Origin of the sequence: Enterococcus sp. SMC-9, from assembly GCF_021011285.1 — a bacterium.
Taxonomy (GTDB): Bacteria; Bacillota; Bacilli; order Lactobacillales; family Enterococcaceae; genus Enterococcus_C; species Enterococcus_C montenegrensis.
Window position 1 is genome coordinate 1 of record NZ_JAILYE010000011.1, and the last position, 15,315, is coordinate 15,315.

11 protein-coding genes are annotated in these 15,315 nt (G+C 38.0%); 1 reads left to right on the forward strand and 10 read right to left on the reverse strand.

The features are described from left to right. Positions 1 to 403 precede the first annotated feature (403 nt). The 3 genes from parC to K4422_RS13315 form a co-directional block, all read right to left on the reverse strand. Positions 404 to 2,857 (reverse strand): DNA topoisomerase IV subunit A, encoded by a 2,454-nt coding sequence (gene parC / locus K4422_RS13305; protein WP_230711513.1) that lies wholly within the window; start codon positions 2,855 to 2,857, stop codon positions 404 to 406. Between the two features lie 11 nt (positions 2,858 to 2,868). After that, complete coding sequence (parE, locus tag K4422_RS13310; RefSeq protein WP_206905382.1) at positions 2,869 to 4,926, reverse strand: DNA topoisomerase IV subunit B; 2,058 nt, start codon at positions 4,924 to 4,926, stop codon at positions 2,869 to 2,871. A gap of 368 nt (positions 4,927 to 5,294) precedes the next feature. Next, positions 5,295 to 5,717, reverse strand: a complete 423-nt coding sequence (locus K4422_RS13315; RefSeq protein ID WP_230711514.1) for a CoA-binding protein — start codon at positions 5,715 to 5,717, stop codon at positions 5,295 to 5,297. Between the two features lie 130 nt (positions 5,718 to 5,847). Between K4422_RS13315 and plsY the strand changes: the two genes are divergently transcribed. Beyond that, entirely contained in the window at positions 5,848 to 6,483 is a 636-nt protein-coding gene (plsY, locus tag K4422_RS13320) for a glycerol-3-phosphate 1-O-acyltransferase PlsY (protein WP_206905387.1), read from the forward strand. A gap of 255 nt (positions 6,484 to 6,738) precedes the next feature. On the opposite strand, the gene K4422_RS13325 is transcribed toward plsY, so the two are convergent. From K4422_RS13325 to topA, 7 genes are all read right to left on the reverse strand, one after another. Next, positions 6,739 to 7,614 carry an aldose 1-epimerase family protein gene (locus tag K4422_RS13325; RefSeq protein ID WP_230711515.1) on the reverse strand — a complete coding sequence of 292 codons (876 nt, stop codon included), beginning with the start codon at positions 7,612 to 7,614 and terminating at the stop codon, positions 6,739 to 6,741. A 57-nt stretch (positions 7,615 to 7,671) separates the two neighbouring features. Beyond that, entirely contained in the window at positions 7,672 to 8,463 is a 792-nt protein-coding gene (codY, locus tag K4422_RS13330) for a GTP-sensing pleiotropic transcriptional regulator CodY (RefSeq protein ID WP_206905453.1), read from the reverse strand. A 23-nt stretch (positions 8,464 to 8,486) separates the two neighbouring features. After that, positions 8,487 to 9,878, reverse strand: coding sequence for an ATP-dependent protease ATPase subunit HslU (hslU, locus tag K4422_RS13335; protein WP_206905392.1), 1,392 nt, complete (start codon positions 9,876 to 9,878; stop codon positions 8,487 to 8,489). Between the two features lie 13 nt (positions 9,879 to 9,891). After that, the gene (gene hslV / locus K4422_RS13340; RefSeq protein ID WP_206905394.1) at positions 9,892 to 10,437 is read right to left on the reverse strand and encodes an ATP-dependent protease subunit HslV; all 546 of its coding nucleotides are present in this window, start codon (positions 10,435 to 10,437) and stop codon (positions 9,892 to 9,894) included. Between the two features lie 27 nt (positions 10,438 to 10,464). After that, a complete protein-coding gene (gene xerC / locus K4422_RS13345) occupies positions 10,465 to 11,367 on the reverse strand; it encodes a tyrosine recombinase XerC (RefSeq protein ID WP_206905396.1) in 903 nt (300 codons plus the stop codon). Positions 11,368 to 11,762: 395 nt separating this feature from the next. After that, positions 11,763 to 13,073 carry a methylenetetrahydrofolate--tRNA-(uracil(54)-C(5))-methyltransferase (FADH(2)-oxidizing) TrmFO gene (trmFO, locus tag K4422_RS13350; RefSeq protein ID WP_230711516.1) on the reverse strand — a complete coding sequence of 437 codons (1,311 nt, stop codon included), beginning with the start codon at positions 13,071 to 13,073 and terminating at the stop codon, positions 11,763 to 11,765. Positions 13,074 to 13,180: 107 nt separating this feature from the next. Further along, a complete protein-coding gene (gene topA / locus K4422_RS13355) occupies positions 13,181 to 15,259 on the reverse strand; it encodes a type I DNA topoisomerase (protein WP_230711517.1) in 2,079 nt (692 codons plus the stop codon). Positions 15,260 to 15,315: the final 56 nt, after the last annotated feature.

Here is a 15,315-nt window from a genome sequence, read left to right on the forward strand (position 1 = left end):
TTCTGTTGGGCCAGCTAGAAATTCATCTGTGCCGTCAAATTGTGTGTAGTTTGCTTGGATAAAATCACGTACGTTAACTTCGTTTTGCCAAGCTTTGCCTTTAAATCCGTTCCATTGTTCCATTGAATGGACCTCCTTAAAAATTAGCTATACTTATGTAACAGCTTTACGAACACAGTATAACACATCACTTTGACTTTGCAAGCATTTTCTTGTGTGTAGATGAACTATTCACCTCGTTATCTTATAAACGTCCTTATAAACCCCATTAAATCAATGATTACCCCATATGTAAACATCTTATTATTTTGTTAAATAAGCCCTTTCACTCTTCTTCATGCTCACAAAAAAGCATTTCTGTATCAATACAGAAATGCTTTTTAAATACAACCATTATAACAGATTAATTTTTGACAACAACCGGCTGTTTAATTTCTTTAACATCGATTACTTGCCCGCCATTTTTTTCATCCATAACAAATGAACCATTTGAAGTTCGATCAGAAATATTAAAATCCTTGACGTCAATTTCTGTTTGTTGCCCTTTTTGATTGGTTAATAACAATGTTTGATCCACACCATCACCCATATAAATGATGCGATGAGGATTATTTTTAAGTTCTCTTAGCACCATTAAGCCACGCTTAGCTCGGCCTAATTGATTTAACTCTTGAGCTAGCATTCGTTTCACGCCACCTCTTTGGGTTACGATAACTACCGGATTATCCCCCATCGGATATACCAACAAGCCGTTTACTACAAAATCCTCGGCTTTTAAATTAATTGACTTAACGCCAGCAGCTTTTGGACCTACTAGCGGTACCTCGCTTAGTGGATAGCGCAAACCAAAACCACGATGACTTACTAGAAAAACATCTAACGTATCGTTTTCATCGACTAAAAAGACATCTGTTATAACATCATCAGCATCTTTGAATTTAACAATCGCTAACGGACGACTCTTATAAGTTCGCCATGGCTCAAATTCCGACATTTTCGTCTGCTTAATAAAACCATTTTTTGTTATCACAACAAAGTTTTTAGCCGGATCTATTTGCTTGTAAGGATAAACGGCAATAATCGCCTCATCCACTGCCATATTCAACATCGTTTGCGAAATATGTTCCCCAATTTCTTTCCAACGTAAATCAGGTAGTTCATGAACTGGACGATAAATAACATTTCCTTTGTTAGTAATTAGCAGTATATGGTCCAAAGTGTTGACCTCACCTGTATATAACACAAAGTCCCCATCTTTCATTCCCAGCTCTTCTGGTTTAGAAGCTGCATAAGAACGCAGACTACTGCGTTTGATATATCCTTCATGGGTAACAGAAACAATAACATCTTCTTGAGCGACTAAAACCTCTGTCTCAATTTTCAGCTCTTTAATTTCCGCTTCAATTTGCGTTAGCCGCGGCTGTCCATATTGTTTTTTCACTTCTTTTAGCTCTTTTTTTATCACGCTTAAAAGTTCAGTCTCATCATCCAAGATCTTTTTTAATTCCGCAATATACGCAGCTAATTCTTTTGCCTCTTGTTGTAATTGCGTAATATCTGTATTGGTTAGACGATACAATTGCAAATTAACAATTGCTTCAGCTTGGGCTTCGGTAAAGCCATGAGCTACAATTAAATTATTTTTAGCATCTTTTTTGTCTTTACTACCACGAATCGTGGCGATGACTTCATCCAAAATCGACAATGCTTTCATTAAACCATCAACGATATGCTGACGTTTTTGCGCTTTATCTAACTCAAACCGACTCCGTTTTATCACAACGTCTCTTCGATGTTTGACATAGCTTTGCAAAATTGTGACTAATCCAACTTGTTTTGGCCGCATCTCATCAATAGCAACCATATTAAAGTTGTAGTTAATTTGCAGTTCCGTATTTTTAAACAGATAATTTAAAATACCCTCGGCGTTGGCATCTTTTTTCAATTCTACAACAATTCGCAACCCAGTTCTATCTGTTTCATCCCGAACCTCAGCAATTCCGTCAATTTTTTTTGCCAAACGAATTTCATCGATTTTCTTCACCAAGGTAGCTTTATTCACTTCATAAGGAATTTCATTCACAACGATCTGCTCTTTATTCCCTTTGATTTTTTCAATCTCCGTTTGAGAGCGGACAATCACTTTGCCTTTTCCAGTTTCATAAGCTTTTTTTAGTTCTGCTTTACCTTGTAAAATTCCGCCAGTAGGAAAATCTGGACCCGGAATAAATTCCATTAATTTATCCAAACTAGCATTAGGATGGTCAATGAGATAAATCGTACCGTTAATTACTTCAGCTAAATTGTGTGTTGGAATTTCGGTGGCATAACCAGCAGAAATCCCAGTTGAACCATTCACCAAAAGGTTAGGAAATTTTGCTGGTAAAACAGTCGGTTCTTTTTCAGTATCATCAAAATTCCAAACCATATCAACTGTTTCTTTTTCAATATCTTTTAGCATTTCACCACTTAATTGTGATAAGCGCGCTTCTGTATAACGCATTGCCGCAGGAGGATCACCATCCATACTCCCGTTGTTACCGTGCATTTCAATTAAAATGGCTCGTAGTTTCCAGTCTTGACTCATCCGAACCATGGCTTCGTAAATACTACTGTCACCATGGGGGTGGTAATTCCCCATGATATTGCCGACAGACTTCGCTGACTTACGAAAGGCTTTTTCGTAAGTATTACCATCTTTGTTCATAGCATATAAAATCCGGCGTTGTACCGGTTTTAAACCGTCTCTGATATCTGGTAATGCGCGTTCTTGAATAATATATTTTGAATAGCGGCCAAAGCGGTCGCCCATGACTTCCTCAAGTGTTAATTCTTGAATATTATGATTGTGTTCCACTTTGCCACCTCCTATTCTTCAAATAAACTGATTTCTGCAAAATTATCTTTGGCACCATCTGCATTTTTTGCATGTGCTTTTTCTTCATCAAAAATTTCACTACTAGATACTTCTTCATCTGCTTTTTTTTCTAAAATACTGCCATCTTCTTCTAAAGAAAATTGAACGTGGCTTTCAATCCACTTACGTCTTGGTTCAACTTTATCCCCCATTAACGTGGTAACGCGACGTTCAGCCTTGGCAGCGTCATCGATTCGCACACGAATTAACGTGCGAGTTTCAGGATCCATGGTGGTTTCCCACAACTGTTCCGCATTCATCTCCCCTAACCCTTTGTAGCGTTGTAGCATATAGCCTTTACCAACTTGTTGAATGACTTGTTGTAATTCTTCATCTGTCCAAGCATATTCTGTCACTGCCTTTTTGCCAACACCTTTTGAAACTTTATAAAGTGGTGGTAAGGCAATATAAACTTTTCCTGCTTCAATTAACGGTTTCATATAGCGATAAAAGAAGGTTAGCAGCAACACTTGAATGTGGGCGCCATCTGTATCCGCATCGGTCATGATAATAACTTTGTCGTAATTGCAATCTTCAATAGAAAACTCTGGCCCTACACCAGCACCAATTGTATAAATCATAGTGTTAATTTCTTCGTTTTTCAAAATATCTTGTAGTTTCGCCTTTTCGGTATTAATTACTTTTCCTCGCAATGGTAAAATTGCTTGAAATTTGCGATCTCGTCCTTGTTTTGCCGAACCACCGGCAGAGTCTCCTTCGACCAAATACAATTCATTTTTCTTTGGATTTCGCGATTGAGCTGGCGTTAGTTTACCAGAAAGTAAAGATTCACCTTTTTTACGCTTTTTACCGGTACGACTTTCTTCTCTAGCCTTACGAGCTGCTTCACGAGCCTCACGAGCTTTAATCGCTTTACGGACCAGCATTTGACTCATTTCGCTATTTTCTTGCAGGTAAAATCCAAGCTGTTCGCCTAAGACACCATCCACTGCATTTCGAGCGCTTGGTGTGCCTAGTTTTTCTTTTGTTTGTCCTTCAAATTGTAACAAGTTTTCTGGCACTCGAATGGAAAGTACCGCCGCTAACCCTTCACGAAAGTCACTACCTTCTAGGTTACGATCTTTTTCTTTTAATAAACTTACTTTACGAGCATATTCATTAAAAGCTTTCGTTAAAGAAGCCTTCATACCAGCTTCGTGAGTTCCGCCGTCTTTGGTGCGGACATTATTAACAAAGGATAAAATATTTTCTGAGTAGCCGTCGTTATATTGCATCGCGATTTCTACTTCAATACCATCTTTTTCCCCATTAAAATAAATTACTGGTGTCAGGGTATCTTTTTCTTCATTGAGGTAATCAACAAATTCTTTGATTCCTTCTTCAAAATGAAAAACTTCTGAAACAGGTTCTTCTCCCCGAAGATCCGTCAATGTAATTTTGACCCCACGTAATAAAAAGGCAGATTCTCGCAGGCGTTCAGCCAATGTCTCATAAGAAAATTTTATTGTTGAAAAAATGCTATCATCCGGTAAGAAAGTGACGGTAGTCCCGTTTTTCTTTTTTGTTTTCCCGATTTTTTTCAACGTTCCTTGGGGTTTACCGCCGTCTTTAAATTTTTCTTCATAAGCTACACCATCTCTGACGATGGTTACGGTAAGCCATTTTGATAAAGCATTCACAACACTGGCCCCTACACCATGAAGACCGCCAGAAGTTTTATAACCGCCTTGACCAAATTTACCGCCGGCATGTAACACAGTAAAAATAACTTCTACAGTTGGAATACCAGAAGCGTGCATTCCCACAGGCATGCCGCGTCCATTATCGCTAACAGTAATACTATTGTCTTGATTAAGCGTAACATCTATTTCATTACCAAAACCAGATAAAGCCTCATCGACAGAATTGTCGACAATTTCGTAAACTAAATGATGTAATCCACGACTATCCGTCGAGCCGATATACATTCCTGGTCGTTTTCTGACAGCCTCAAGTCCTTCCAAGACTTGAATGGAGGCGTCATTATACTCAGTTGTTTTTTTTGCCAAAGCAAACGCTCCTTTGATAAAAGTAATGGGACAAGCCCTGTTATACTACACTATTTTAGCGCAATTCAAAAGCGCTCCTTCTATCTTACTCTAAAAAACCTGTGAAAAAAAGTATTAAATAGGCAAGAATACAGGAGACGTTCAAACCGCAAAGAAAAACACGAACATACGTTCTTGTTTTATTTTAAAGAAAAATACGTATAAATGCAATTACAATTCAAAATAAAGCTTATTTTACTTAAACGTCAAATTTTTACGTATCCGTTATACAGTCAAAGTCACGCCTTTTCAGACAAAAAAACTAAGCAAACTTTTTGTAACTGCTCTTTTAACCTCAAGTTTGCTTAGTGATTTTTTTATTAAAAATATTATGCGCCCATTTTGTTTAACTCAATTTTGATACAACGATTCATAATTACATCATCTCGTTTTGCTTCATGCAGCATTTCCCAAGCTTGCTCATTTTCCAAACCAAGTTGCGCCCAGTAAACCTTGGCATCTGTCTTTAAAAAGTCTGTTGCTACGTCTGGCAAAAACTCGCTGCGCCGGAAGATATCCACAATGTCAATTTTTTCAGGAACACTGGCTAAATCAGAATAAACTTTTTCACCTAAAATTTCACTACCAGCATGTTGTGGATTCACCGGAATAATTCGATAACCGTAGTTTTGTAGTAGCCGTGCGATTTGAAAACTGGTACGATCTTCCTTTGGACTCAAGCCAACTACCGCAATCGTTTTTGCTTCTTTTAAAATTTGAAAAATTTTTTCTTGACTAGGATTTTGAAACATACTACCACTCCTTTAGAAGTTTAATTATCAACCACCTAGACTATATCCTATTGAAGAAATATTGGCAAAGAGTTGTTCCTGCATTTCTTTCATGCTAAAATTACGCTAGTTTGAAGAATTGAGGTTATTTATGAAAGTAATTATTTTAATGATAATCGCCTATTTATTAGGATCTATTCCTTCTGGTGTTTGGATTGGGAAACTATTTTACAAAAAAGATATTCGCCAGTTCGGCAGCGGTAATACTGGTACTACTAATACATTTCGTGTTTTAGGAAAGCCAGCTGGAACTGTCGTTTTACTGATGGATATTTTGAAGGGAACTTTAGCCACACTATTGCCAAGCTTATTTCATGTGACAAATATTAACCCGTTATGGTTTGGCGTTTGCGCAATTTTAGGGCATACCTTCCCGATTTTTGCCGGCTTTAAAGGTGGCAAGGCGGTCGCGACCAGTGCTGGGATGTTATTAGGCTATAGCCCTATCTTTTTTATCTACTCCGCGACAATTTTTGTTGTTTGCCTCTTTATCACAAGTATGGTGAGCTTAACAAGTATGATTGCAGCCGTTCTAATTACCCTATCAACTGTTATTTTGCCGCTAGTCTGGCCACAAATTTTACCACAACACAACTGGCTGTTAACAATTATTGCAACTGGTCTGACACTTTTCATTTTTTATCGACACCGCGACAACATCAAAAGGATTAAAGATGGCAGTGAAAGTCGGATTCCTTTTGGTTTAAACAGTAAAAAAAATAGATAGTGTAAACTCACCCCTTTTTACCTCGAATAAGAGAAGTTTTTTTAAACTCGTTTTTTCTGTCAGTAATAAGGCGAAATTTTCCTAAATCGCTTTTCAAATTTTTCGATATTTTGACTTATTGACGCCAAGAGCTAGTGGATGAAGCCAGACAGCACAAAAGAGTCAAATCAATTTTTTTCTTTAAAAAATTCGTACTCTCTTCACAGTTTAAAAAGACCTCTAAAAGTCTTAAGACTTTTAGAGGTCTTTTATTAGCTATTTAACGGTAATTGCATATTTTGTAGCAAATTTTTCGCGACCAGCTAATTGTTGAATGCCTAGTTTTTCAACTAGTTCGCCAGTTGCGTCTGTCGTATCAGCAATCCCACACCACGGTTCAATACATACAAAAGGTGACTCAGTTGGATAAGGTGACCAAACACCCACATAGGGCATATCTTTATAACTTAAAGTAACACTATGGGGTGATTTTTCACTACAAATAGAAATCGCGTTTAATCCTTTTGTCTCAAAAATAACTGCATCATTTTTGAACATATCATGGGTTAAGGCTAAATTCGTATTGGTTTGTCCCAAAGTCCGTTGTTCCAAATTGATATAATTGCCGTCAAGAGGCAAGCTTAACCGCGATTTACGAGGTGAAAAGGCTAAATAGTAATCCTCAAAACTTAATCCTTCTTCTAAAGGAACATTAAAGGCCGGATGCCCCCCAATTGAAAAGAACATTTCTTCTTCGTCCAAGTTTTCCACTTCATATTTTACTGTTAGACCATCGCCACCTAGTTCATAGCGAATAATCAGTTCAAAATCAAAAGGAAAAACTGCCTTAGTTTCAGCCGTAGCAGTTAAAACAAAGCTAGCGGCATCCCCGGTCTCTTCTAAAAGTTCAAAGTCCATATTGCGCGCAAAACCATGCTTTGGCAGCTGATATGTTTTATCTTTATAACGATAGCTATCTTCTTTTAAAGCACCTACAATTGGAAATAAAACCGGCGCATGTTTTCCCCAATATTTCGGATCTGCTTGCCAAATATATTCCAATCCGTTTGTTTTGCTAACTAAACTTTGTAACTCTGCCCCGTGTAAGGCAATTTGGGCTTTTAGTTGATCATTTTCAATTGTGACCGTCATTTACGGCACCTCCTAATTTAACATTTCCTTTTTGCTACCAGACACTTCATTATAATCCTAGTGACTGTGTTTATCCAATTCTTCTTTGAAGCGTTTATTTAAAACGCGCAAATACGTTCCCTTCATACCTAAAGAACGTGACTCAATAATCCCAGCAGATTCTAGTTTTCGTAGGGCATTGACAATCACCGAACGGGTAATGCCAATTTCATCGGCAATACTAGAAGCAGTTAAGCGTCCTTCATCCCCTTGCAAAGCGGCAAAAATCGCTTGGACTGCTTTTAATTCACTATAAGAAAGTGTACTAATCGCCATTTGAACAGCCGTTGCACTTCTGACGTCTGCTTCAATATCACGAGATTTTTGATATAGGAATTGCATTCCGACTACGGTGGCGCCATATTCAGCTAAAACCAAGTCATCTTCGTTAAAAGCTGCATCCATCCGGGCTAAAATAATAGTTCCCAAACGTTCTCCCGCACCAAAAATTGGGACAACGGTAGTTAAGCCATTGGGATATTTTTCCCGTTGTTCAACAGGAAATGCCGTCATATCAGAAGAGATTGGAATATTTGCTTCGGTTTTCGTTAAATGATCTACCATATCGGTATAGATTTGTGGAAATTGTTTTTCTTCAAACATATTTTTGACGCGGTCATTGTTGACATCGTGTTTTTCATTAAAGCCCAACAAGACACCCTCACTACTGATAATATAGGCGTTGCTATCTAAAATATCCCCTAAAATTAGCGCCATATTGTTATAAGGTAGATCCAAAGTCATATCAAACGTATTTTTTTGTTGTAATAATTGGTTGATACGGCGAGTTTTATCTAATAAAGTTGTCATCTTTTTCATTTTCCTTCCTGTAATTACAAAATGTAACGGCTTAAATCTTGATTTTCAACAATAGCGTCGAGTTTTTCTTCTACATAAGCTGCAGTAATGGTGATCTCACCCATTTGCATATCTGGTGCTTCAAATAATAGATCTTCCAACAATTTTTCCAAAATCGTATGCAGACGTCTAGCCCCGATATTATCGGTATCTCGATTGACATCAAAAGCAATTGTTGCAATTTTTTCAATGGCTTCTTTAGTAAAAATCACTTTAATATTCTCTGTTTTAAGTAATGCGATATATTGCTTAACCAAAGAATTATTCGGTTCAGTTAAAATCTTAACAAAATCAGCAGCAGTCAAGTCATCCAATTCAACTCGAATTGGGAAACGCCCTTGCAATTCTGGTATCAAATCACTAGGTTTTGCCACATGGAAGGCACCAGAGGCAATAAATAAAATATGATCGGTCTGAATAGTTCCATACTTAGTATTCACTTGTGACCCTTCTACGATTGGTAAAATATCTCGTTGGACGCCTTCTCTTGAAACTTCGCCGGACTGTTGGGAACGTGAGGTGATTTTATCAAATTCATCAATAAAGATGATCCCATTTGCTTGGGCAAGTCTAATGGCTTCGCTGTGAATGTCTGCGTCATTGACTAGTTTAGCAGATTCTTCTTGAACTAAAAGCTCCCGTGCTTCTTTAACAGTTACCGTTCGTTCAACTTTCTTTTGCGGTTTTAAAGCATCAAGTGTTTCGTTTAAATCAATTCCCATTTGTTCTAAACCATTGTTCATCATTGGGCCTTTGGTCTTTGGCTCGTCAATTTCAATTGTAACTTCACGATCATCTAAAACACCGCGCTCTAATTGCTCAAAGATTGCTTGTCGATTGGTTTTGATTTCCTCAGTCAACTCTTCTTTTGGTTCTTCTTGTTGCGTATTAAAAATGTTCATCATCTGCTCATAAGGATTGCTCGATTTTTTCTGTTCTTTTTTAATACCAGGAACCAAAACTTTGACCAACCGACGATTGGCTTTTTTCACGGCACGAGTATAAACACGGCTGTATTGTTCTTTTTTAACAATTTGAATGGCACTTTCGACTAAATCGCGCACCATTGATTCAACATCGCGGCCAACATAGCCGACTTCCGTGAATTTAGTAGCTTCCACCTTAATAAAAGGAGCTTGAACAATTTTTGCCAACCGACGTGCAATCTCAGTTTTACCGACACCTGTTGGACCAATTAGCAAAATGTTTTTGGGTGTCACATCTTGTTGCATTTCTTCGTCTAATTGCAAGCGACGATAACGATTGCGTAAAGCCACAGCAACTGCTTTTTTTGCATCTTGTTGTCCTACGATATATTGATCTAATTCCGCCACGATTTGGCGGGGTGATTTTGTCATTTCATTCATAAAAAATCCCTCACTACATTTCTTCCACAATAATATTGTGGTTGGTAAAAATACAAATATCTGCGGCGATATTTAGTGCGTTTTCTGCGATTTCTTTTGCTGTCATTTCATCGGTATTGTATTTTTTCATCGCTCTTGCCGCAGCTAGTGCATAATTACCACCAGAGCCGATTGCCAAAATACCATCATCAGGTGTAATAACTTCCCCTGTCCCAGAAACTAACAACATTTCTTCTTTATTCATTACAATTAACATCGCTTCTAATTTTTGCATGGCTTGTTGTGTCCGCCACTCTTGGGCTAATTCAACAGCAGCACGTTGTAAGTTGCCATTATATTCATTTAATTTTGCTTCAAATTTTTCTTCCAAAGTAAACGCATCAGCTACGCTGCCGGCAAAGCCAACAACAACTTCACCGTTATATATACGGCGAACCTTACGGGCTGTGCCCTTCATAACTACTTGTTCTCCCATTGTGACTTGACCGTCACCAGCCATAGCAAATTGGCCATCTTTTTCCACTGCACAAATTGTGGTGGAATGAAATTGTGATTCCATCTTGTTCCTCCTAAATTGTGAAATAGCTTATTCATGCGCCCGCGGATGAAATTTACGATAATTATTTTGTAAACTCTCCTTTGTGACGTGGGCATATATTTGGGTTGACGATAAATTAGCGTGTCCGAGTAATTCTTGAACCGTTCGCATATCCGCACCATTATTTAATAGATGGGTAGCAAATGTATGGCGTAACATGTGGGGATGAATTTTACTATCTAAACTGCTTTTTTTGATCAGTTGACTAAAAACGTATTCAATGCCGCGACTTGTAATCGGAGTTCCTCTTTGATTTACAAAAATAAAAGCATGATCCGCCACTTTTTCCATTAGACGCGGTCTGGCTAGGGTTAAATATTCTTGCAATGCTACTTGGGCATAAGTGCCAAAAGGAACATAACGATCTTTATTGCCCTTACCATGAATTAATAAAACCTCTCCTTGCCAATCAACGGCAGCCAAGGTTAAATTAGCACACTCACTAACCCGTAAGCCTGCGCCATACATAATTTCTAATAAGGCACGGTTGCGAATTTCTAAAGGTTTATCCCCTTGTGCGGCTTGAAAGAGCGCTGCCATTTCATTTTCATAAAAAAACCGTGGTAACTTACTATTTTGTTTCTTCAAATGAATATAGGCAAAGGGATTTTCTTCAATAACTTCTTGTTTTAGCAGATATTGATAAAAAGAACGCAGACTGGCAATTTTACGACTAATCGAATTTCGACTGTACTTTTTTTCATTTAAAAAACTAAGGTAAACCCGCACATCCCGATGATCAATCTTCAAAAAATCACTATCGCCACTTTCTTTTAAAAACTCACGAAAATCTTGCAAGTCTTCTTGGTAGGCCGCTGTCGTTAGTTGCGAATACCCCCGTTCAAATTGCAAGTAGCGTAAAAATTCTTGTGGCCAGTCAAAAGCTGTCATTTTACACCTCACTTCTGTCCGCAATTAATGTAGCATACAACGAATTAAAAAACAAACAAATTGTCAGAATTTAAACAATATTTCCTTCTTTCGTCACAATTTACACAATATTGTCATACTTTTTTCACGACAAAATAAAGCTTAATAAGCTTAACACAGCAAGATTTTCAACGAATCAAAATTTACTAGCCTAACATTTAGATGTCAGATCAGCACCTTACAAATTAACAAAACTTTCATATTTTTTCAATCTTATTTTTATTTCTATTATACTTTCGCTCTATTGACTAAAGACACTCAGAAATTTATTAAGCCATCTTCTAACTTAACAAAAGAAAATAAGCAGTAAAAAACCGCCAACAAATGTTGACGGCCTAGTGTAGTTTTAGACTAAATTATTCTGAAACTACTTCTGCTGGGGTATTCAAGTGACTTAGGGCTCTCTTTGCTAATGTTTGATAGCGTAATTTTTTATCGCGAATACGCTCTGGCAATTCTGGCAATAATCCAAAATTAGCATTCATTGGCTGGAAGTGTTTGCCTTCTGCATGGGTAATGTAGTAAGCCATTGAACCCATAACTGTTTCTTTTGGCATGGTTTGTACTGCTTGTCCCAACGCTAATAACGCAGCGTTACGCCCAGCTAACAAGCCGCTAGCCGCACTTTCTACATACCCTTCTACGCCGGTCATTTGACCAGCAAAAAATAAATCATCCCGTTTAACTGACTGATAAGTTGGCCGTAATAATTCTGGTGAATTCATAAAACTATTGCGGTGCATGACACCATAGCGAACAAATTCAGCATTTTCTAAACCTGGAATCATTTGGAAAACTCGCTTTTGCTCGCCCCATTTTAAATGAGTTTGAAAACCAACGATATTATACAACGATGCCGCAGCATTATCTTGTCGTAATTGAATCACGGCATAGGGACGTTTGCCGGTTTTAGGATCTTCTAGTCCCACTGGTTTCATCGGACCAAAAAGCATCGTTTTTTCACCACGAGCAGCCATAACTTCAATTGGCATACAACCTTCGAAGTATTTCTCTTTTTCAAAAGTTTTTAACGGCGCAACTTCAGCTGTAATCAAGGCTTCGCGAAAAGCGTCAAATTCTTCTTTGTTCATTGGACAATTGAGATAAGCCGCTTCTCCTTTATCATAACGAGATTTCAGATACACTTTATCCATATCGATGGTACTTTTATCAATAATTGGTGCTGCAGCATCGTAAAAATAAAAACCGTCAGAGCCATTAAATGCTTTAATGGCTTCTGCTAATTTAGAAGAAGTCAAAGGACCGGTCGCAATCACGGTAACTCCGCTTGGAATTTCCGTGATTTCTTCTGAAATAACGGTCACATTTGGATGGTTTTTCACTTTTTTTGTGACAGTAGCGGAAAAAGAATCACGATCCACTGCCAAAGCACCCCCGGCTGGAACTGCCGTTTCGTCAGCCGATTGAATAATTACTGAGTTTAACCGCCGCATTTCTTCTTTTAAAACGCCAACTGCATTGGCCAAACTATTTCCTCTTAAGGAATTAGAACATACCAATTCTGCAAAATCTGAAGTATGATGGGCTTCAGTTGATTTTTCTGGACGCATTTCATATAGACGTACTAAAACCCCTGCTTCAGCAATTTGCCAAGCTGCTTCACTACCGGCTAGGCCGGCACCAATTACATTTACAAATTCAGTCATTTTATTCTTCCGTTCTTATATTTTTAACAAAAAAAGTGCCACACTAAGCGAATTTTTAGCAGTGATTGGATACGGGTAAAAAAGTGCGCCACTTATTTTTGTATTACTTATTTTTGGACGTTTTCTTCATAGTCGCCATTAATACAAACGACTTGTTTGCCACCTTTAACTTTTTTCTCAACTAAATATTGGCCACATTTTGGACAATCGCGCCCAACTGGTTTATCCCAAGAAGTAAAGTCACAATCTGGATAACGAGAGCAGCCATAGAATAAGCGATTTTTCTTAGACTTTCTTTCGATAACTTGTCCTTTGTGACAAACCGGACAAATAACGCCGATTTCTTTTACAATCGGTTTGGTGTTGCGGCAATCAGGGAAATTGCTACACGCATAAAACTTACCATAACGCCCAAGTTTAATCACCATTGGATGCCCACAAACGTCACAGTCAAAGCCAGCGGGTTCATCTTTGATTTGAATTTTTTCAATTTTTTCTTCTGCATTTGTCAACTCAGTTTCAAATGGCTTATAAAAACGATCCACGACCTTAACCCAGTTTTCTTTGCCGTCTTCTACTTTATCCAAGTCTGTTTCCATTTCAGCCGTAAAGTTAACATCCACGATTTGTGGGAAGAAATCTTCAATTAAGGAGTTGACAATTTCGCCTAATTCCGTTGGTTCAAAGCGTTTTTGCTGTAATTTTACATAGTAACGACGTTGAATCGTCTCAATTGTTGGGGCGTATGTTGAAGGACGTCCTACGCCTTTTTCTTCCAACGTGCGAATTAAAGTTGCTTCACTAAAGCGTGCTGGTGGCTGCGTAAAATGTTGTTTTGGTTCAATATCAATTGCTTTTACAACATCACCTACAACTAATTCTGGCAAGATGTTTTCTTTTTCTTCTTTACCATCATCGGTACCTTCGACATAAACTTGCATAAAACCTTTAAACTTAATCTTAGAACCGTTGGCAATGAAGATCACACCATTTTGCTCTAAAGTGACTTTCATTGTATCTAAAACAGCTGGTGTCATTTGACTTGCAACAAAACGAGACCAAATCAACGTATAAAGTTTTAATTGATCTTTATCTAAATATTGCTTCATTTCCTCTGGTGTTCGTGTCACGCTGGTTGGACGAACTGCCTCGTGGGCATCTTGCGCGCCTTGCGCATTTTTAACTTTTTTGTGACTATGAGAAGAATATTCTTTACCATAAGTTGTTTTAATGAATTCTGCTGCTTCTGCTTTAGCAGAGTCTGCAATCCGTTTTGAATCGGTTCGCATATAGGTAATTAAACCGACGGTACCTTGTTTACCTAGCGCAATTCCTTCATAAAGTTGTTGGGCGACCATCATGGTTTTACGTGTTCTAAAGTTTAATTTGCGGGCTGCTTCTTGTTGCATACTGCTGGTTGTAAAAGGCGCAGCTGGATTGCGTTTACGTTCTTTTTTCTCGACTTTCACGACATCGTAATCTTTACCATCTAAACGACTTGTAACTTCTTTAATACTTTCAGCGTTAGGTAATTTTTTCTTTTTGCCATCGACGCCCCAAAAATTAGCTTTGAATTTTTTTCGTTCTTTTTGGAAATTGCCATCAATCGACCAATATTCTTCCGGAATAAATTGACGAATCTCTTTTTCCCGATCGATAATCATCTTTAGCGCAATGGATTGTACGCGACCAGCACTCAAGCCTTTTTTGACTTTACGCCATAAAATTGGACTAATAGAGTAACCCACTAAACGGTCTAAAACGCGCCGTGCTTGTTGAGCATCCACTAGATCCAAATCAATAGTTCGTGGTTCTTTAAAAGCAGCTTTAACGGCATCTTTGGTGATTTCGTTAAAGACTACGCGATTTTTGTCTTCTAAATCAAGATTTAATAAATGTGCCAAATGCCATGCAATAGCCTCCCCTTCACGGTCCGGGTCACTTGCGAGATAAACTTTTTGTGCTTTTTTGGCGGCACTTCTTAAACTTTTAATTACATCGCCTTTTCCGCGAATGGAAATATAATGGGGCTCGTAATTATTTTCAACGTCAATTCCCATTTTACTTTTTGGTAAATCGCGAATATGGCCGACGCTGGCAACAACTTTATAGTTGCGACCTAAGTACTTCTCGATTGTCTTGGCTTTTGCCGGTGACTCAACAATTACTAAATATTTATATGCCATATATAATTGATGGCTCCTTCCTAACAATTTACTACTATATTATACCTAAATTTTGG

Coding starts and splice junctions, on each gene's coding strand:
- K4422_RS13315 (WP_230711514.1), bottom strand. CDS start 5,717: ATGTTTCAAAATCCTAGTCAAGAAAAAATTTTTCAAATTTTAAAAGAA.
- plsY (WP_206905387.1), top strand. CDS start 5,848: ATGAAAGTAATTATTTTAATGATAATCGCCTATTTATTAGGATCTATT.
- K4422_RS13325 (WP_230711515.1), bottom strand. CDS start 7,614: ATGACGGTCACAATTGAAAATGATCAACTAAAAGCCCAAATTGCCTTA.
- codY (WP_206905453.1), bottom strand. CDS start 8,463: ATGACAACTTTATTAGATAAAACTCGCCGTATCAACCAATTATTACAA.
- hslU (WP_206905392.1), bottom strand. CDS start 9,878: ATGAATGAAATGACAAAATCACCCCGCCAAATCGTGGCGGAATTAGAT.
- hslV (WP_206905394.1), bottom strand. CDS start 10,437: ATGGAATCACAATTTCATTCCACCACAATTTGTGCAGTGGAAAAAGAT.
- xerC (WP_206905396.1), bottom strand. CDS start 11,367: ATGACAGCTTTTGACTGGCCACAAGAATTTTTACGCTACTTGCAATTT.
- trmFO (WP_230711516.1), bottom strand. CDS start 13,073: ATGACTGAATTTGTAAATGTAATTGGTGCCGGCCTAGCCGGTAGTGAA.
- topA (WP_230711517.1), bottom strand. CDS start 15,259: ATGGCATATAAATATTTAGTAATTGTTGAGTCACCGGCAAAAGCCAAG.